This is a genomic window from Serratia aquatilis, from assembly GCF_044865145.1.
GTDB classification, from domain to species: Bacteria; Pseudomonadota; Gammaproteobacteria; order Enterobacterales; family Enterobacteriaceae; genus Chania; species Chania aquatilis.
The window spans coordinates 2,722,505-2,739,931 of record NZ_CP173186.1 but is presented as its reverse complement, the minus strand read 5'-3'; the positions used below and the strand labels follow the sequence as shown (position 1 = coordinate 2,739,931).

Sequence of the window (17,427 nt, the reverse complement as noted above, 5' to 3'; positions counted from 1 at the left end):
TTCTGCAAAGCTTGATGAGGAACTCACCGGTTGGCACTGAGCAAACCGGTGAGCAGCTTTAACGCGTGGAGCGATGCAAAATCATATCGGCAGGTTGCCGTTGTAGCCAATGCATGCGCAATGCCATCATTAGGGCGGCGAAGGTTAAGCCGATAATGAAGCCAATCCAAAAACCGCTTGGCCCCATCGCGGGTACAATGTAGTCCGTCAGCGCCAGCAAATAACCGCTCGGCAATCCCAGGATCCAATAGGCAATAAAGGTGATGTAGAAGATCGCCCTGGTGTCCTTGTAGCCACGCAGGATACCGCTGCCAATCACCTGTACGGAATCGGATATCTGGTAGATAGCTGCCAGTAGCATCAAGTGTGAGGCCATGGCAACAACCTCGGGGTTATCGTTGTAAAGCAGGGCAATCTGTTCACGAAATGCAGCAGTGAACAATGCGGAACAACTGGCCATAGCGACGCCTACAGCAATTGCTGCATAGGCAGCGACGCGGGCACCTTCTACTGAGCCTTCCCCTAGCCGGTGTCCGACGCGAATGGTTGCTCCGACACCCAGTGAGAGCGGCAGGACAAACATCAATGCACTGAAGTTCAGTGCAATCTGGTGCCCGGCAACCGAAACAATACCCAGTGGTGAAACCAGCAAAGCGACAACGGCAAACAGGGTGACTTCAAAGAACAACGCAAGCGCCACCGGCATACCGATACCAATCAGGCGTTTTAAGGATGCCCAATCCGGGCCGCGATTTGCACCGGTTCCCAGTTTGATATCGCGTTGTGACGGCGCGCGCTTCGCGTACCAACGCATCATCAGGAACATAATCCAATAAACGCTTCCGGTGGCAACTCCACAACCGACCCCACCCAGCTCCGGCATACCCAGCTTGCCGTAGATGAAAATATAGTTGATCGGAATATTGACCAGCAGACCAATGAAACCAATTACCATACCGGGTTTGGTTTTTGACAGGCCCTCACACTGGTTACGTACAACCTGAAAGAAAAGATACCCTGGAGCCCCCCACATGATGGCATGCAGGTAGCCTACTGCTTTATCAGCCAAGGCTGGATCGATGTTATGCATCATATCGATGACAAACTTACTGTTGTAGATCAACGCAATAATTAACACCGAAACAGCAGATGCCAACCAGAAGCCCTGACGAACCTGATGCGCAATGCGGTCACGGCGGCCCGCCCCATTGAGTTGGGCAATGACAGGAGTCAGGGCCAGCAATAAACCATGGCCAAACAAAATAGCAGGTAGCCAGATTGATGTTCCAACAGCGACTGCAGCCATATCCGTAGCGCTATATGCCCCGGCCATAATGGTATCGACCACACCCATTGCTGTTTGAGATATTTGCGCGATGATTACTGGGATCGCGAGGGCCAATAAACTACGCGCCTCAATGAAGTACTTCTGCACGTATACACCTTTTATCATTTTTTATTGAGGAAGGGCTGTTGCCATCAAAAGACAACCAGAAAAAAGCGGAATTCGTCGAAAAGATTGTACCTGCTCAGGGTCGTTAAGCAAATATTGTTACTAAATAGTGGTTCTTGCCATACTTCAAGTGCCCAGTCAGAGATTAAAATACGTAGGGTACAGTAAATGCGCATGTGCACTTTTTTTGCCGTTGTGAGTTTGGTTTTCTGCCTAAACTGGGGCAAACTGCGTTCAGTGCGTTGAACATATTTTGAAGAAGAGGCCAACATGTTTACCGGTATCGTACAAGGCACCGCCCCGCTGGTTGCCATTGATGAAAAACCTAACTTTCGTACTCACGTTGTTGCAATGCCGGATGAACTGCTACCGGGCTTGGAGTTAGGGGCTTCTGTCGCCCACAATGGTTGCTGCCTTACCGTTACGGCGATAGCGGGTAACCACGTCAGTTTTGATCTGATTAAAGAAACGCTTCGGTTGACCAATCTTGGCTATCTGGTCCAAGGTGACGTGGTTAACATTGAGAGGGCGGCTAAATTCAGTGATGAAATTGGCGGGCATTTGATGTCTGGTCATATTATTTGTACAGCAGAAATCACCAAGATTTATACTTCGGAAAATAATCGTCAGATATGGTTGCGAATGCCAAGTGCGGATCTAATGAAATATGTGCTGCATAAAGGTTTCATTGGCATAGACGGTATTAGCCTGACTATTGGTGAGGTTATTAACAACCGTTTTTGTGTTCATTTGATCCCGGAAACGCTTGAGCGCACCACACTAGGTAAAAAACGCCTCGGCGATAAGGTGAATATTGAAATCGACCCACAAACACAGGCGGTAGTTGATACCGTAGAACGTGTCCTGGCCAACCGTGAAGCCGCAATTGCGGCTGCCGCTGTACCGGTAACAAAAGCTTGATTGCACATTGGTGCTGAATTCCCCCGACAGCAGTGATAAAGAAGCCGCGACGTTATCCGTAGCGGCTTATTTGGGGTAATTGGCAATAAATTAACTTAGTAATCAACGTGGAACGCGAATTCCTCCTTCAATACCTTCTGGGCTGAATACGATTTGCCATAGTTGAATATCGCGTGCACGGAATGCCCCCGCGCAGGAATTGAGATAATACCTGAACATTCGTTCGAATCGCTCGGAATAATTTGCCGCCAATTGCGGCCACCCTTGCTTGAATCTTTCATGCCAAGCCATCAAGGTGCGATCATAGTCAGATCCAAAGTTATGCCAGTCTTCCATCACAAAGCAACGCTCACTAGCCTGCGCAATATGCTTTATGGAAGGTAGGCAACCATTCGGGAAGATATATTTGTTGATCCACGGATCAACATTCATATCTGTCCGATTTGAGCCAATAGTATGCAAAAGGAAAAGGCCATCAGGTTTTAAATTACGCCTGACAACGTTGAAATAGGTTTGGTAATTTTTGGGGCCGACATGTTCGAACATACCAACTGAAACAATACGGTCAAATTGTTGATTGAGCTCGCGGTAATCCTGCAGCAGTATTTCCACATCCAATCCCGCGCAACGCGCCTGTGCCAGTTTCTGTTGCTCTGCGGAAATTGTCACGCCGACCATGGAAACACCGTAGTGCTTGGCAGCAAAGGCGGAGAGGCCCCCCCAGCCGCAGCCAATATCTAGCACTTTCATGCCCGGACGAAGATCCAGCTTTTCGCAGATCATTCGCAACTTGGCTTCCTGCGCTTCTTCCAAGGTGGTAGCATCTTTCCAATAGCCACAGGAATATTGCATATAACGATCAAGCATTAAGGTAAAAAGGTCGTTGCCAAGATCATAATGCTCCTTACCAACAATCCAGGCGCGTTTCTTGGACTGCAGATTGGTCAGGCGAGCGATAGCTATGTTAAATATATCTTTCAGGTGGTGTGGGAGTTTATTTTCAAGCCCGGCGGTAAGAACGCGCTGAAAGAAGATATCCAACCTTTCACACTCCCACCAACCATCCATATAACTTTCACCGAGCCCCAATGAGCCCTGCTGCAATACACGCTTGAAAAAATTTGGATTGTAAACCTGAATATCGAAAGGGCGTGAACCATTGATTTCAATATCGGCCATACTGAGCATTTCATGCACTATGCGGTACCACTGGTTGTCCCGAATGCTCAGATCTTCTATACACGATGAACTCATAATTTCTCCATCACCTTCTTCTGACTTATGAACCAGTAAAAAAAGCCTAGGCGATTTTTACAGGCGCATACATATACCAACGGCAAACTTCACCGTGGCGTCTGATATTCGACTTTAAACAGAGGAAATTTAAGAGACTCCCTACGCAACAGCGCGGGCAAATTATTCCTTAAAAAAGTGTGATTCCATTCGCGTACACAACAGTTACTTGTGATAAAAGCTTATAAGAAATGCTATCTTATAAGGTCTTTTCGAGTATAGGCTTGCCGAGGAACAGACTCAATAGCAAATATCGCTCGGCAAACATTTTCACTAAGTTATTATTTAAAATGATAATTATGAAAGCTTCCGCCTAACAGCCTGTTTTTTTATTCAAGCGCTCTCCGCGTTGAATTATATACCCAAAAGCGGCAAAAATTACGGTAGCAACCATCACACTTACCGTGGCCAACAGCGGTTGATCGATGAAGGCTGAAACCAACAGACTGGCAATAAAACACCCTCCCAGTTGTAACGTATTCTGCAATGCTGCCGCTTTGCCACTGCTCTCCGGGAATGGCATCAAGGCGTTTGAGACCAGAATCGGGTAACTGGCACCGTTAACTAATGCCATAAAGCAAAACGGGATCAACAGCGTGGTCAATGTCGGTTTGCTCAAGGTGGCGATCAGAAAGAGCGCAACCATGCTGAACCCATAGGCTAACAGAAGCCATGGCAGTAAGGTTTTGCCAGAAATGCGACTTAGCGCACTTCGGCAACTGTATCCTCCTAGCAAGAACGCCAAAGTTTGTGGCACATAACTCAAACCAATGTCATTTGGGCTATAACCCATATTACCGAGAATGAAGGGGGAGCCGGTCAACCAGGCAAAAAAACCGGCGGAACAGGCAGCAAAGACCATGACATTGCCACTGAATATTGGGGATTTCAAAATCTGCAAAAAACTTAGCCCTGGCTTTTTGTCGGACGAAGGCACAAGCCTAGTGTCTTTAAGTAATAAAGTTGGAATGATCAGTAATGCCGTTATGCCGAGCAGCACGGCGAAGATAGCCCTCCATCCCATATGATTGAGCAGCCATGCGCCGAGCAGCGGAGCCAAGGCAGGGGAAAGGGCAACCAGTGGCATAATGGAAGCAAAGACACGATTTGCCTTACCCTCGCGGTAGCGATCAACCACGATCGCCTGCCAGGTTACGGCCGCAGAGCAGACCCCAATGGCCTGCAGAAAACGCAGAGCCCACAGTTGTGCACCATTTTGCACCCACAGCATGCCCAGGCAGCCAACAGCGAACAGTGTCAGACCGATCAACAACACCGGTTTTCTGCCCAACCGATCGGACAGTGGTCCCCAAAGCAGTTGGGCAAAAGCAAAACCGGCAAGGAAAATACTCAAACTGGCGCTGATAGCACCGGCGGAAATTTGTAAATCCTGTTGCATGGCGCCGAAGGCTGGCAGATACATATCGGTAGCCAGATAACCCAGCATACTCAGACCAGCCAGGTAAAACATAAATCCAAAGTTTCGCATGTCTTTCTCGTTAAATTTTTGTTGTCGCAGGTTTTTTAGCGCCGGCAAGTGTACTCGGCTGGATCTCTGCTTGTGAAACGGTAATATTTGCAAGGTGCTGTTAAAAAAATTGAAGGCAAAATTATGTGGTCTGAATATTCACTCGATGTGGTAGACGCCGTTGCTCGTACCGGGAGTTTCAGTGCAGCAGCGCAAGAACTTCATCGAGTTCCTTCTGCAGTAAGCTACACGGTGCGGCAGTTGGAACAATGGCTGGCCGTGCCACTGTTTGAGCGGCGCCATCGCGATGTGGCACTGACTCCCGCCGGAGCCCTTTTTATCAAGGAAGCACGGATTGTTATCAAAAAAATGCTTGATACTCGGCGACAGTGCCAGCAAGTTGCTAATGGTTGGCGTGGGCAGTTAAGGATTGCGGTCGATCTTATTGTCAAACCACGGCGTAGTCGTCAATTAATCATCGATTTTTATCGTCATTTCCCTGATGTGGAGTTAATTGTCCAGCCAGAAGTGTTCAACGGCGTGTGGGATGCCCTGGTTGACGGGCGCGCTGAGATGGCCATTGGTGCAACAAGTGCTGTGCCGGTAGGTGGCGGTTTCGCTTTCCGCGACATGGGGTTTATGGACTGGTTGTGTGTAGTAAATGCAACCCATCCTTTGGCTCGTCTAGAAGGACGACTGAGAAACGATCAGCTACGGCCATATCCTTCACTCTTGCTAGAGGATACGTCACGAAATTTGCCGAAGCGTGTAACCTGGGCACTGGATAACCAGCGGCGTCTCACCGTGCCGGATTGGGTGTCTGCTGTGGATTGTCTGCGTAATGGGCTGTGCGTAGGAATGGCACCTGCGCATCGAGTCCTGCCATTGGTACAAAGCGGTGAACTGGTTGTTCTGCAACTGCTCGAGCCATTTCCTCCCAGTGCCTGTTGTCTCACGTGGCAGCAAAATGCGCAGTCACCCGTAATGGCTTGGCTAATAGATTATCTGGGAGACAGTGAAACACTCAATCAGGAGTGGTTGAGCGAAAAAATACCGGGTAACCCAGAGGCTCCCGGTAATAACGGTTAGCGGCGATAATCGATGAAAGGTCCATCGGCTACCGAACGGCGTTCAATAAGTTTTGGATGTACTTCAATAACCTGAGATTCTTCGCGTTTACTGATGATGCGATCCAGTAGCATAGTAAAGGCCATCTCTCCCAGACGCTCTTTAGGCTGATGGATGGTAGTTAACGCAGGGGTAAAATAGCGTGCGTTGCGGACGTTATCGTAGCCGATCACTGAGATATCTTGCGGTACGCGAAGCCCCAATTCGTCTGCAGCGCAGATAGCCCCCATTGCCATGATGTCACCACCGCAAAAGATGGCAGTAGGACGATGTTTCTGCGACAGGATTTTGTGCATCGCTTTGTAACCGGATTCAGGTTCAAAATCGCCTTGAACGATCCATTCTTCACGGATGTCGATATTGGCTTCCTGCATTGCTTTCAAGAAGCCTTGATGGCGCCCACCCCCGGTATTACGCGCGAGCTGGCCTGGAATGGCACCGATATCGCGATGACCGCGTTCAATCAGGTAACGCCCTGCCAGATAGCCTCCCTCAAACGCATTATCGATAATGGTATCGGTGAAATCACCACGAGCTGCGCCCCAGTCCATCACTACCATGGGAATATTGCGGTAATCCTCCAACATGCCTAACAGCTTTTCCGGATATTCCGAGCACATGACCAGCAGACCATCGACACGCTTTTGCGCCAACATCGCCAGATAGGCCTGTTGTTTATCAAGGTTATTATGTGAGTTGCACAAGATCAGCGTATAACCTTTACTATAACAACTGTTTTCAACAGCTTCGATCACCTCTGCAAAATAGGGCGCTTCACTTGATGTTGCAAGCAGACCGATCGATTTGGTGTGGTTGACTTTCAGGCTACGGGCAACGGCGCTGGGTGAATAGTGAAGTTCCTTAATTGCTGCCCAAACGGCCGCTTTTGTTTCTTCGGCGACGAAACGCGTTTTATTGATGACGTGCGAAACGGTGGTGGTTGAAACGCCAGCGCGTTTGGCCACATCTTTAATCGTTGCCATGTAAAAAATAACTCCTGAACCTACATGTTACGGCATGTAAGTATGATGTTAATCGTTTGCCTGCGTAGAACTTTCCCCAGATAAGCGAAAACTGAGTTTTTAGTGCTGAAGTCGTAAGCCGCTTTAACAGGAGGGGCATTTTGGTACGCAGTAGTGAATTGCGGATTTTGTCGCATAATGAAGAAAAGTGGAAGAGCTAATCGGTATTATAAGTCGGGAAATGATAACAAGATTTTAATCACGAACTGTGTGAAAATGATTTGACGCATTAATCGTGTGGCTTTTATGCTTGAGAACACTAATCTGAGAGGGAATTACGATATGGATACGAATTTAAAAATGTCATTGCTCACCACGGTCAGCGCACTGGCAGTGATTATTGTTTTTGGCTTTATCGCGGCATTGAACTGATTTATAACAACAAAATGAAAGGCGCAGCATGCTGCGCCTTATTATTTGGGTCATCCACCTGCCATTAAGACAGGTTTTGTTCCACGAATGCCCAGTTAACCAGTGCCCAGAAGTTCTCCAGGTACTTTGGCCGCGCATTGCGGTAGTCGATATAATAAGCATGTTCCCAAACATCAACGGTCAAAACAGGCTTGTCTTCACCGGTGAGTGGGGTAGCTGCGTTTGAAGTACTGACGATTGCCAGCGAGCCATCAGGTTTCTTCACCAGCCAGGTCCAGCCAGCACCGAAGTTTTTCACTGCGGCATCGGTGAATTGCTCTTTGAAGGCGGCGAAAGAACCGAAGGATTTAGTAATTGCTTCAGCTACCACGCCAGTTGGCTCATTGCCGCCCTGCGGTGACAAGCAGTGCCAATAGAAGGTGTGGTTCCATACCTGTGCTGCGTTATTGAACACGCCGCCGGTAGAGGTTTTGACGATATCGACCAGAGACTTGCCTTCGAACTCGCTGCCTTTCACCAGATTGTTCAGGTTAACCACATAGGTGTTATGGTGCTTGCCATAATGGTATTCCAGCGTTTCTGCAGAAATGTGCGGCTCAAGAGCATTTTTCTCATACGGTAATGCAGGTAATTCAAACGACATTGCTTTCTCCTTTTTATACAGCACTTCTCTTCCGAAACCGTCAGCCGAGTGGCTGAGGGAGGAAAACTGAGTTGTTATAGTTATTTTGTGGTTATCAATCTTAGCAACTTTCTGGGTGAAAAAAAGAGCCAAAGCGTGCCAATTGCCTGATTGCTTAAAGTGTGGGCAGGGACAGGATGTTCGGCTGAGTGGTAAACTCAGCCGTGGCAATGGTCAACGAATGGTTTTGGGCGTCACTACACGGCGGGCACCAATATAGTGGTTCTGCCAGTAGTCGTTATCCAATTGGCTGATGCGGATTTCCTCGCCAGTGCGGGGAGACTGGATAAATTTGCCGTTTCCAAGATAAACACCAACATGATCGGCAGTGCCGCGGTTGTTGATACGAAAGAAGACCAAATCTCCCTTTTCCAGTTCACTGCGTTTAACCGGTGCAGCATCCCGCAGGTGATACATCTCGTTAGCGGTGCGCGGCATTTTGATTTTTACCACGTCTTTATAAGCGTAATAAATCAGACCACTGCAATCAAACCCGGTAACGGGGGAGGTGCCGCCCCAACGGTATGGCTTGCCCATTTGGTGCATCAGTTTTGCCATTGCAGTCTGCTTGGCACGTTGATAGCGTTTTTTGTGGGCAGGGGACAGCTTCAATGATTTTTCACGTCCGACCATTTTCGCGGTTGCCATCTCGTCTACGCGATGACGGCCATAACCCTTTTTGTAGCCCTTTTTCGGTGGAGTGACTTTAACCTTTGCGGTACGGGTTGATTTGTTTTTTGATTTTACATTGGCTTTCTTCTTGCCTTCTTTCACTGCCAATTGCGTTGTATTTGCCGTTTTGCGTGAGGGGGTAATCTTCACCTTCTTGCTGACTTTATCCACTTTCTTTCTTTTGCGATCATTAGGACTTGCTTCACTGGCGTGGCCCTTGACCTGCTTGGTAGAAGCATGTGCCTGTGGCGCAGCATGCGCCAGATTCAAGAATAGCAGTGTGAAAAATAGTACAAAAAGAGTAATAATTAACCGCATGTTGATGTTACCAACCTTGGCCCCGAAACAGATATTGAATGAATAACAGTATTCCTGAAATTCGTCATATAAAACAGCGCTTAACTCATAAATAGTAATCCATATTGTGAGAAAACGTTAATGACATTATTTTTTGACTTAAAATTAGTCAACTGCTTAGTGGTAAATCATCAATGGTGTCACTCTTGCTTATTATTCATCGTTCTGTAATCACCAGAATATAATAGTGAAATGGTCGGATTAATAATGTTATTCTGGATCCATGTTTTAACCGCAACGGTGTGTTTCACGCAACGTTCCGGCAACAAGAAAATACCCCTGCAAAAGATGGTGTTTTCTTGCCCCCCGACCTGCCGCTACAATAGACCCTATGATGCATGTTGTAGCCACTATGTGGCTTGAGGAAGTAATGAATGACGACAATTGAAAAAATTCAGCAGCAGATTTCGACCAACCCAATCTTGCTGTATATGAAAGGTTCGCCGAAATTGCCAAACTGTGGTTTCTCTGCTCAGGCTGTACAGGCGCTTTCAGCTTGCGGCGAGCGTTTTGCCTATGTTGATATTTTGCAAAACCCTGACATTCGTGCAGAGTTACCAAAGTACGCCAATTGGCCAACCTTCCCACAATTGTGGGTAGATGGTGAACTGGTTGGCGGTTGCGATATCATCATGGAAATGTATCAACGTGGTGAGTTGCAGCCGTTGATCAAAGAAACTGCCGAAAAGTATAAAGAACAGCAAGATCAGCAGCCTTAATGGCGAAAAGCTTCCTTATAACATCGGGCGGTACCCTTGCAGGTACCGCCCGATTTGTTTTTATCCCAGCAAGTTGCAGGTGTGTGATCCGCTTAGGTCAGTCCGTGTGGTTGCCAGCTAGCGGCCATCCACCAAGGCGTTTCCACCGGTTTACCAACTCACAGAACAATTGGGCAGTCTGCTCAGTATCGTAAAGCGCTGAATGAGCCTGACTGCTGTCGAAGGGGAGTCCAGCGGCAAGACAAGCTTTTGCCAACACCGTTTGCCCCAAAACTAATCCACTCAGTGCTGCTGTATCAAAAGTCGCGAAAGGATGGAACGGATTGCGCTTAAGACCAGCACGTTCCGATGCAGCCATCAGAAAACCGTGATCAAAATTGGCATTGTGCGCGACGATGATTGCTCGGTTACAACCTCTATCTTTAATACCTTTGCGCACTGCCTTGAAAATTGCATGTAATGCATCATATTCACTCACAGCGCCACGCAGTGGGTTATGAGGGTCAATGCCGTTGAAGGCCAACGCTTCTGGTTGCAGGTTTGCTCCCTCAAAGGGTTCTACATGGAAATGCAGGGTTTCGTCTTGAAGCAACCAGCCATTTTCATCCATTTTCAGCGTTACTGCTGCAATTTCCAATAGCGCGTCAGTTTGAGCATTAAAACCTGCAGTTTCCACATCAATAACAACGGGATAAAACCCACGAAAACGACCACTCAGGGCGTTAAGATCACTTTTTTCGGCCATCAGTTTCTTATCTTCATCGAATACAGCAGGCATTATGACAAATTTCTTGTCTTTGTGCAGCGGAGATAAAAAGAAGGACGCTGTAAGCGCCCTTGAGAAATGTCAGTTGCCGAGGCCATGTCCTGCATGTTTATTTTCTATCAGCTCAATTTTGTAGCCGTCAGGATCTTCAACAAAAGCAATCACGGTGGTGCCGCCTTTGACCGGGCCAGCCTCGCGGGTGATTTTGCCGCCTACTTTGCGAATGCTGTCGCAGGTTGCTGCAACATCGTCTACGCCCAAAGCCAGATGACCAAAGGCTGAACCCATCTCGTAACTGTCTACACCCCAGTTGTAGGTAAGCTCGATCACGGATCCTTCACTTTCATCGCTATAGCCAACGAATGCCAGCGAGTATTTGTACTCGGTATTTTCACTGGTACGCAGCAAACGCATACCTAATACCTTGGTATAAAAGTCGATGGAGCGTTGTAGGTCACCGACACGGAGCATGGTATGGAGCAGGCGCATAATTTCCCCTGTTTGGATAGGCCGTGGTTAACGGCGGTAGAGTGTAGCGGATGACAGTATAGCCTTGCTATATAAGGCATTTCAACGCGGCTGATACTGAATGGTTGCACCAAGCCGGATTTCAGCCCAGCTTGGTTGGAGAGCAAAACGGCTTAAAGGAATGGATAATCAGTATAGCCTTTGGCACCACCACCATAGACGGTATCAGAATGAAGTTCATTCAGTGGCGCATTACGTTTAAAACGCTCGACTAAATCCGGGTTGGCAATGAAGCTGCGGCCGAAGGCAACCGCATCGATGAAGCCTTTATGCATTAGTTCCTCGGCTTTTTCTGCGGTGTAGGCACCGGCTCCGATAATGACCCCCTTGAAGTGTGAGCGAACGGCATCACGAAATGCGGTTGAATAGGGTTTGCCACCAGCCCAGTCAGGCTCAGAAATATGCAGAAAGGCGATGCCACGTTTATTTAATTCTTCGATCAAATAAAGAGCTGCGGTTTCCTGATCTTCGCCGTTATCCAGCCCATTAAATGGACCTAGTGGAGAAATACGGATGCCTACATGATCAGCACCAATTTCAGCGATGCAAGCATCGACAACTTCTAGCGTGATACGGGTACGGTTTTCAATGCTGCCACCATATTGGTCGGTGCGCTGATTTGATGCTGGTGACATAAACTGATGCAGCAAATACCCATGTGCGGCGTGTAATTCAATATAGTCAAAGCCAGCTTCGCGAGAATTGGCTGCGGCTTGGCAGAAGTCGTTTACAATTCCGGCAATTTCTGACGTTTCCAACGCGCGCGGCGTTGACGTTGGTACTCTGACCCATGCCCCTGTTTCGTCACGGACCGTAGTGCGTGTTTCGGCGTTGATTGCTGAAGGTGCTACCGGGGCTTGTTGATCGGGTTGCAAGCTGGAATGTGAGATACGTCCTACATGCCAAAGTTGTACGGCAATATGCCCCTGTTTCTCATGAACAGCCTGGGTGATTTTTTTCCACGCGGCGATCTGCTCAGCAGTATGTAACCCTGGTGCACCGGCATAGCCCTTCGCCTGGAAAGAAATCTGAGTTGCCTCGGTGATCAGTAAGCCTGCGCTGGCACGTTGTGCGTAGTACTCCGCCATTAAGGGCGTTGGGATATCCCCAGGTTCGATACTACGCAGACGCGTCAGTGGGGCCATAAATATACGGTTTGGTAATGTTGCATGGCCAACTTTCAGCGGAGAGAACAACGTTTCAATCTTCATGGTGCATCCTGTAATATTAGACTGGTCGACTAGTAACTGAGTACAGCAAAGAGCAAGGTTTTTTCAGGCAAAAGTAATCAAGGTTGTGCTGGACGTATCAGTAACTCGATACTCTTAAGTGCTCTGGTCAGCGGCTCGACCGAATGGCGTATTTTCGCGCGCAGCGATGCCCCAAGCCACAATGCGTAGAGTGTCTCTGCGGCCACAGCCGGGGTCATGTCTGTTGTCAGTGAACCTTCATCGATTCCACGTTGAATAGCTTCCTGCAACTGGTTGATAACACGTGAAGTACCCGCCTCCAAAGCATGCCGCATAGGCTCAGACAGATCGCTGACCTCGGCAGAAAGTTTTACCGCCAGACAGGCATTATGACATTCACTAAGGCTGTGATGGTTTATGGCCTGAGAGAAGTAACTGAGTAACTGTTGACGCGAATTAGCTGTTTTATCGTTAAACAGTGCCAACATTTCGGCATTGTAGTGTTCAAAGTAGCGTTGCAGCATGGCTTCACCAAAGGCTTCTTTTGAACGAAAGTAGTGGTAAAACGATCCTTTGGGTACGCCAGCGGTTGCCAGAAGCTCGCTCAAACCCATCCCGGTAAAACCAAGACGCAGGATGAGTGTCTCGCCAGTAGACAGTAGATGTTCGCGAGTCTCCCCGCTGCAATTCACATGTTTTGTCATAATGGAAAACAGCATAATAGACCAATCGGTCTAAATCAATATTGCCCTACAAAAATTTACTGGGATGCATCAACGCGCCTTTAGCTGCCTGGGAAGCCTGTTGGCCGAACTTGCATGCTGGACCACGCGACTATTTTTGCCTCATATTGAAAAGCGGCTTGCCATCGGTGCTGATGCCGTCTTCAATTAGTAGTAATGTTCAGGAGGACGTGTGGCGCAGCAACTCGAATTTTTTGACATTCCCAGCCCGTGCCGAGGCATATGCCAGGCTGACGAGCGCGGTTTTTGCCGCGGCTGCCAGCGTAGCCGTGAAGAACGCTTTGGCTGGATGCAAATGAACGACGCGCAAAAACGTGATGTGCTACGCCTTTGTCGCCAGCGTTATCTTCGACTACAGCGTGCCAACAAGCCGCAAGAGGAATTACCTCCAGAACAACCTTCGCTGTTTTAATTTTGCTGTTTTGCCACATGTTTAAATCGTTCGACCATTCCTTCTTGCTTAGCGCTTGTGTATGCTGACGCCAAATATTTCCATGAGGTTTTAAAAATGCTGAATCGTATTAAGCTGGCACCACAAGGTCCTGAATTCTCGCGCATGATTTGCGGATATTGGCGTTTGCTGGAGTGGGGAATGACCCCACAGCAGTTGTTGGCTTTTATTGAACAACACATCGAATTGGGTGTAACAACGGCAGATCACGCGGACATTTATGGTGGTTACGCTTGTGAACAGGCATTTGGTGAAGCAATCAAGCTGAAGCCGTCAGTGCGTCAAGGAATGGAGTTGGTATCCAAATGCGGCATTGCCACTACTGCCAAACCAGGTAACCCAATCGGCCATTACATTACCGATCGTGATCATATTGTCAGCAGCGCAGAACAGTCATTATCCCACCTGCATACTGACTACCTTGATTTGCTGTTGATCCATCGCCCCGATCCGTTGATGGATGCCGATGAAGTGGCAGAGGCTTTTGTGGCGTTGCATAAAAGTGGCAAAGTACGTCATTTTGGCGTGTCAAACTTTACACCTGCACAATTCACCTTGTTGCAATCACGTCTGCCGTTCTCGCTGGTTACCAATCAGGTTGAGATTTCCCCGATCCACCAACCGGCCATCCTCGACGGTACGCTAGACCAATGCCAACAGTTGCGCATCAAACCGATGGCCTGGTCGTGCCTGGGTGGTGGGCGGTTGTTTAGTGATGCTGAGTTCCAACCACTGCGTTATGAGCTGCAGTCTGTAGCAAGCGAGATTGGGGCGGAAACCATCGAACAGGTAGTGTTTGCCTGGGTTATGCGTTTGCCTTCGGCACCCTTACCCATTATCGGCTCCGGCAAGATTGAGCGCGTGCGTTCTGCTCTGAAGGCGCAATCGTTGGTATTGAACCGTCAACAGTGGTTCCGTATCCGCAAAGCCGCATTAGGCTATGACGTGCCGTAAAAGCCTGATAAGAACCTAAGCCCCACCCAACTTGGATAAATGCATTCTTAGTGACTTGATGCGCAATGGTAAAGATGTTGTTCCCCCCCTATACTGCAGGTTCATTTATAACCATCGCAAGGGAGTTGAATGATGAAAAGCTATTGGTTTGCTGCATTAGGTCTGATGGCCAGTGGTGCAGTTCAGGCAGCTTCGGTTGATGTCGAAATGAATTTGGTCACTGGGCAGGGAATTGGCCAGGACATCGGTAAGCTCACTATTAGTGAAACGCCATATGGCCTGCTGTTTACTCCGCAGTTGAAAGCGCTACCGGGTGGCGTACATGGTTTTCACGTACACGAAAAAGGCAGTTGTGAACCAGGAATGAAAGATGGCAAAGCGGTTGCTGCATTAGCGGCCGGTGGCCATTTTGACCCGCAGAAAACCGGTAAGCATTTGGGACCTTATGCTGATGGGCATTTGGGCGATCTGCCCGCCATTTACGTAATGGAAGATGGCACGGCCAGTTACCCGGTTCTGGCCCCAAGATTGAAGAAAATAAGTGAAATAGAAGGCAAGGCAGTAATGGTTCATGCCGGGGGCGACAACCATTCAGACCATCCGAAACCGCTGGGTGGCGGTGGCGGTGGCGATCGCTTCGCCTGCGGTATTATTAAGTAAGTCTTGCGCTCGTATCATTCTGATGCGGGCGTAGTTTTGAACTCATCCGGCGGTGAAATGGCCTGTTGCAGTTGCTGTAACGAACAATAGAGCCGCCAAATCAACCCAGCTAAATCCCTGGCAGCTTGCTCTGGATGATGCGCCAGTGCGTTACTCATGCGTTGTAATTCCTGAAGCGTTGCATCAAGCGAGGTATGCTTAACACCTTTTTCGGTTATGATGCCTTTTAGGCAATGTATGCAGACATTTCGGACGGCGGCAAGAGGGTCTGAGCGGGTCTGCCAATCACGTAACTGCCAGACAACGTGGCTACAGTTCAACAGTACCACTCCCCAACGCAGTAGCCAGGTACGGGCCTCCTGATCCTGACTCTGATTCAGTTGGCTGATTCGGTGATAGAGACGAGATTCAAACTGAATTTCGCTTTGCTGAGGTTTTTTACTCAACTGATCGATAAAATCCCGGCGTAATGCGCGGATACTTCTCATACTCTTACGTTTGTCCGAACTGGGTCGCAAGATTTGGAACGCAAGCCCTGCCAGTAAAACCCCCACAATTTTGCCAATACTTTCGTTCATAAACGATTGGTAATCGTAAGTAGGGGGATTGGTTACAGCCAAGAACGAGCCCATAAAAACGATTAACTGCCCCCACAACGGCGCATACGGTGGGTTCTGCAGTTTCATCATTTGCATTGTGACCAGAATAGGAAATAGAAACATGCAGAATACCCAGAAATCATCAATCTGAATCATCAGGCCAAACTTCATCAAAAAACAGAAGGCGAAGAGCAGAGTGACCGCTTTCAACAACGTTGTGATCGATTTTATGGGTGACGGGGTGGACGAATAGAGTACACAACTGATGGCCATCAGCGTCAAGGCTGAATTGCCGGAGTCCCACTGTGTGGTGATCCAGAAAGCACATCCCATCAGGATACAAAGGAAAGTGCGCAAGCCGTTATAGGCAGCTTCATAGTGATCGGTATGGCGAGCCAGAGCGTTAATACGTAAAGGCTCTATTTCACTGGCATGTGAAGCGTTTTCCAACAGCTTTAGCCAGCGGCTACAGCGCAGATAGAGCCAGCAGAAATAGCGTAATCGAAGGAAAAACGCACGGTGCCGATAATCTGCGGGGTCCTGAGGGGCTACAGCGAGCAGGATATGCGCCAGTCGGTATTTATCTGTTGCAGGATCGCGGAGTTCATTCAGTAATTGGTCCAGAATGGTTGCCAAATTTTCTGGACGTTCCGGCCAGTTCAGCAACATACGTCGCAAGCTGGATATTACGCTGGTGATACGCAACTGATGATGCAACATCGCGTTGAGAATGTTGTTCTGCCGGCGTAATCGGTAATGGCTCCAGAAAGCCTGAATACGCAACACGTTCATGGTCAGGATCTGGCCTATCACGCCTTCGTGCGAAGTACGCATGCGCAAACTGATTTCCGGTTGCCACAGCATGGTTGCATGTTCCAATAGACGCAAATGCATGCGCCGTAACGCGATCATCAGCGCTTCACCGTCAGAAGTGCTTGGTAGGAGCATCATCATCAGCCCACCGCACAGGATCCCGGTAATGACTTCACAGACACGTGCCTGAGCGATATCGAAAATCTGCACGCTATCGGTAACGTTCACCGTACTGAAGGCGATTATCGCTGCGGTATAACCGGCCAGGGCAAAAGCGTATGAAACGTTATTCCGGTATTGGTTGGAGATATAGGTACAAAGTCCAAGCCAACTGGCAATTGACAAAGCAAACAGCCATGGATCGTTCAGGCAATGGCCGGCAATGACTAATGAAGCCATAGCGCCAAAAAGGCTGCCGAAAATCCGGCCAATACTTTTGCTTATCACTCCGCCGACCGTGGGAAAACTGACAACAGCAGCGGATGTCAAAGCCCAGTAGGGTTCATCAAGCTGTAAAACGAAGGCGATCCAAAGAGCCAGGCACATTGCCAGCGAGTTGCGTAGTGCATAGCGCCGTTGCCCCGGGGTGGCTTTTCCCCAGGGTGAGCGATGCCATTCAAGAAAGGGCAGGTTCAC

Annotated in this window: 18 protein-coding genes; 7 read left to right on the top strand and 11 right to left on the bottom strand. The window is 48.6% G+C overall.

What is annotated here, in order from left to right:
- Positions 1–58: 58 nt before the first annotated feature.
- Complete coding sequence (locus tag SAQUA_RS12315; RefSeq protein ID WP_380675283.1) at positions 59–1,435, bottom strand: MATE family efflux transporter; 1,377 nt, start codon at positions 1,433–1,435, stop codon at positions 59–61.
- 288 nt (positions 1,436–1,723) lie between these two features.
- Between SAQUA_RS12315 and SAQUA_RS12310 the strand changes: the two genes are divergently transcribed.
- Complete coding sequence (locus tag SAQUA_RS12310) at positions 1,724–2,374, top strand: riboflavin synthase subunit alpha (RefSeq protein ID WP_380675281.1); 651 nt, start codon at positions 1,724–1,726, stop codon at positions 2,372–2,374.
- A 102-nt stretch (positions 2,375–2,476) separates the two neighbouring features.
- Here the strand turns inward: SAQUA_RS12310 and cfa are convergent, their stop codons facing one another.
- On the bottom strand, positions 2,477–3,628 hold the full coding sequence (gene cfa, locus SAQUA_RS12305; RefSeq protein ID WP_380675279.1) for a cyclopropane fatty acyl phospholipid synthase: 1,152 nt from the start codon (positions 3,626–3,628) through the stop codon (positions 2,477–2,479).
- A gap of 352 nt (positions 3,629–3,980) precedes the next feature.
- Positions 3,981–5,156: a purine nucleoside transporter PunC gene (punC, locus tag SAQUA_RS12300; protein ID WP_380675277.1), complete on the bottom strand. Its 1,176-nt coding sequence runs from the start codon at positions 5,154–5,156 to the stop codon at positions 3,981–3,983.
- Between the two features lie 123 nt (positions 5,157–5,279).
- Between punC and punR the strand changes: the two genes are divergently transcribed.
- Entirely contained in the window at positions 5,280–6,224 is a 945-nt protein-coding gene (gene punR, locus SAQUA_RS12295; protein WP_380675275.1) for a DNA-binding transcriptional activator PunR, read from the top strand.
- Here the strand turns inward: punR and purR are convergent.
- The gene (purR, locus tag SAQUA_RS12290; RefSeq protein WP_380675273.1) at positions 6,221–7,246 is read right to left on the bottom strand and encodes an HTH-type transcriptional repressor PurR; all 1,026 of its coding nucleotides are present in this window, start codon (positions 7,244–7,246) and stop codon (positions 6,221–6,223) included. The genes punR and purR overlap by 4 nt on opposite strands.
- A 321-nt stretch (positions 7,247–7,567) precedes the next feature.
- Here purR and SAQUA_RS12285 point away from each other — a divergent pair, with 321 nt between their 5' ends.
- Positions 7,568–7,657 (top strand): YnhF family membrane protein, encoded by a 90-nt coding sequence (locus tag SAQUA_RS12285; RefSeq protein WP_380675271.1) that lies wholly within the window; start codon positions 7,568–7,570, stop codon positions 7,655–7,657.
- A 64-nt stretch (positions 7,658–7,721) separates the two neighbouring features.
- Here the strand turns inward: SAQUA_RS12285 and sodB are convergent, their stop codons facing one another.
- Together sodB and SAQUA_RS12275 are read right to left on the bottom strand one after the other, a co-directional pair.
- Complete coding sequence (gene sodB / locus SAQUA_RS12280) at positions 7,722–8,300, bottom strand: superoxide dismutase [Fe] (RefSeq protein ID WP_380675269.1); 579 nt, start codon at positions 8,298–8,300, stop codon at positions 7,722–7,724.
- 213 nt (positions 8,301–8,513) lie between these two features.
- The gene (locus SAQUA_RS12275) at positions 8,514–9,329 is read right to left on the bottom strand and encodes a C40 family peptidase (protein ID WP_380675267.1); all 816 of its coding nucleotides are present in this window, start codon (positions 9,327–9,329) and stop codon (positions 8,514–8,516) included.
- A gap of 413 nt (positions 9,330–9,742) precedes the next feature.
- Here SAQUA_RS12275 and SAQUA_RS12270 point away from each other — a divergent pair, with 413 nt between their 5' ends.
- Entirely contained in the window at positions 9,743–10,087 is a 345-nt protein-coding gene (locus SAQUA_RS12270; protein ID WP_380675265.1) for a Grx4 family monothiol glutaredoxin, read from the top strand.
- A 97-nt stretch (positions 10,088–10,184) separates the two neighbouring features.
- Here SAQUA_RS12270 and rnt read toward each other — a convergent pair whose 3' ends face one another.
- The 4 genes from rnt to SAQUA_RS12250 form a co-directional block, all read right to left on the bottom strand.
- Entirely contained in the window at positions 10,185–10,865 is a 681-nt protein-coding gene (gene rnt / locus SAQUA_RS12265; RefSeq protein ID WP_380675263.1) for a ribonuclease T, read from the bottom strand.
- A gap of 69 nt (positions 10,866–10,934) precedes the next feature.
- The gene (gloA, locus tag SAQUA_RS12260) at positions 10,935–11,342 is read right to left on the bottom strand and encodes a lactoylglutathione lyase (RefSeq protein ID WP_380675261.1); all 408 of its coding nucleotides are present in this window, start codon (positions 11,340–11,342) and stop codon (positions 10,935–10,937) included.
- A 152-nt stretch (positions 11,343–11,494) separates the two neighbouring features.
- Positions 11,495–12,592, bottom strand: a complete 1,098-nt coding sequence (locus SAQUA_RS12255) for an alkene reductase (RefSeq protein WP_380675259.1) — start codon at positions 12,590–12,592, stop codon at positions 11,495–11,497.
- 77 nt (positions 12,593–12,669) lie between these two features.
- Entirely contained in the window at positions 12,670–13,275 is a 606-nt protein-coding gene (locus tag SAQUA_RS12250) for a TetR/AcrR family transcriptional regulator (protein ID WP_380675257.1), read from the bottom strand.
- A gap of 211 nt (positions 13,276–13,486) precedes the next feature.
- Between SAQUA_RS12250 and SAQUA_RS12245 the strand changes: the two genes are divergently transcribed.
- From SAQUA_RS12245 to sodC, 3 genes are all read left to right on the top strand, one after another.
- Positions 13,487–13,726: a DUF1289 domain-containing protein gene (locus SAQUA_RS12245; protein WP_380675255.1), complete on the top strand. Its 240-nt coding sequence runs from the start codon at positions 13,487–13,489 to the stop codon at positions 13,724–13,726.
- A gap of 96 nt (positions 13,727–13,822) precedes the next feature.
- Positions 13,823–14,719 (top strand): aldo/keto reductase family oxidoreductase, encoded by an 897-nt coding sequence (locus tag SAQUA_RS12240; RefSeq protein WP_380675253.1) that lies wholly within the window; start codon positions 13,823–13,825, stop codon positions 14,717–14,719.
- Between the two features lie 132 nt (positions 14,720–14,851).
- On the top strand, positions 14,852–15,379 hold the full coding sequence (sodC, locus tag SAQUA_RS12235) for a superoxide dismutase [Cu-Zn] SodC (protein ID WP_380676002.1): 528 nt from the start codon (positions 14,852–14,854) through the stop codon (positions 15,377–15,379).
- A gap of 14 nt (positions 15,380–15,393) precedes the next feature.
- Here sodC and SAQUA_RS12230 read toward each other — a convergent pair whose 3' ends face one another.
- Positions 15,394–17,427 (bottom strand): FUSC family protein, encoded by a 2,034-nt coding sequence (locus SAQUA_RS12230; RefSeq protein ID WP_380675251.1) that lies wholly within the window; start codon positions 17,425–17,427, stop codon positions 15,394–15,396.

What these genes read in the sequence shown, in the direction of transcription:
- SAQUA_RS12255 (WP_380675259.1), bottom strand. Translation starts at nt 12,592, where the DNA reads ATGAAGATTGAAACGTTGTTCTCTCCGCTGAAAGTTGGCCATGCAACA.
- punC (WP_380675277.1), bottom strand. Translation starts at nt 5,156, where the DNA reads ATGCGAAACTTTGGATTTATGTTTTACCTGGCTGGTCTGAGTATGCTG.
- SAQUA_RS12240 (WP_380675253.1), top strand. Translation starts at nt 13,823, where the DNA reads ATGCTGAATCGTATTAAGCTGGCACCACAAGGTCCTGAATTCTCGCGC.
- cfa (WP_380675279.1), bottom strand. Translation starts at nt 3,628, where the DNA reads ATGAGTTCATCGTGTATAGAAGATCTGAGCATTCGGGACAACCAGTGG.
- rnt (WP_380675263.1), bottom strand. Translation starts at nt 10,865, where the DNA reads ATGCCTGCTGTATTCGATGAAGATAAGAAACTGATGGCCGAAAAAAGT.
- sodB (WP_380675269.1), bottom strand. Translation starts at nt 8,300, where the DNA reads ATGTCGTTTGAATTACCTGCATTACCGTATGAGAAAAATGCTCTTGAG.
- SAQUA_RS12275 (WP_380675267.1), bottom strand. Translation starts at nt 9,329, where the DNA reads ATGCGGTTAATTATTACTCTTTTTGTACTATTTTTCACACTGCTATTC.
- gloA (WP_380675261.1), bottom strand. Translation starts at nt 11,342, where the DNA reads ATGCGCCTGCTCCATACCATGCTCCGTGTCGGTGACCTACAACGCTCC.
- SAQUA_RS12310 (WP_380675281.1), top strand. Translation starts at nt 1,724, where the DNA reads ATGTTTACCGGTATCGTACAAGGCACCGCCCCGCTGGTTGCCATTGAT.
- purR (WP_380675273.1), bottom strand. Translation starts at nt 7,246, where the DNA reads ATGGCAACGATTAAAGATGTGGCCAAACGCGCTGGCGTTTCAACCACC.
- SAQUA_RS12285 (WP_380675271.1), top strand. Translation starts at nt 7,568, where the DNA reads ATGGATACGAATTTAAAAATGTCATTGCTCACCACGGTCAGCGCACTG.
- SAQUA_RS12270 (WP_380675265.1), top strand. Translation starts at nt 9,743, where the DNA reads ATGACGACAATTGAAAAAATTCAGCAGCAGATTTCGACCAACCCAATC.
- SAQUA_RS12250 (WP_380675257.1), bottom strand. Translation starts at nt 13,275, where the DNA reads ATGACAAAACATGTGAATTGCAGCGGGGAGACTCGCGAACATCTACTG.
- punR (WP_380675275.1), top strand. Translation starts at nt 5,280, where the DNA reads ATGTGGTCTGAATATTCACTCGATGTGGTAGACGCCGTTGCTCGTACC.
- sodC (WP_380676002.1), top strand. Translation starts at nt 14,852, where the DNA reads ATGAAAAGCTATTGGTTTGCTGCATTAGGTCTGATGGCCAGTGGTGCA.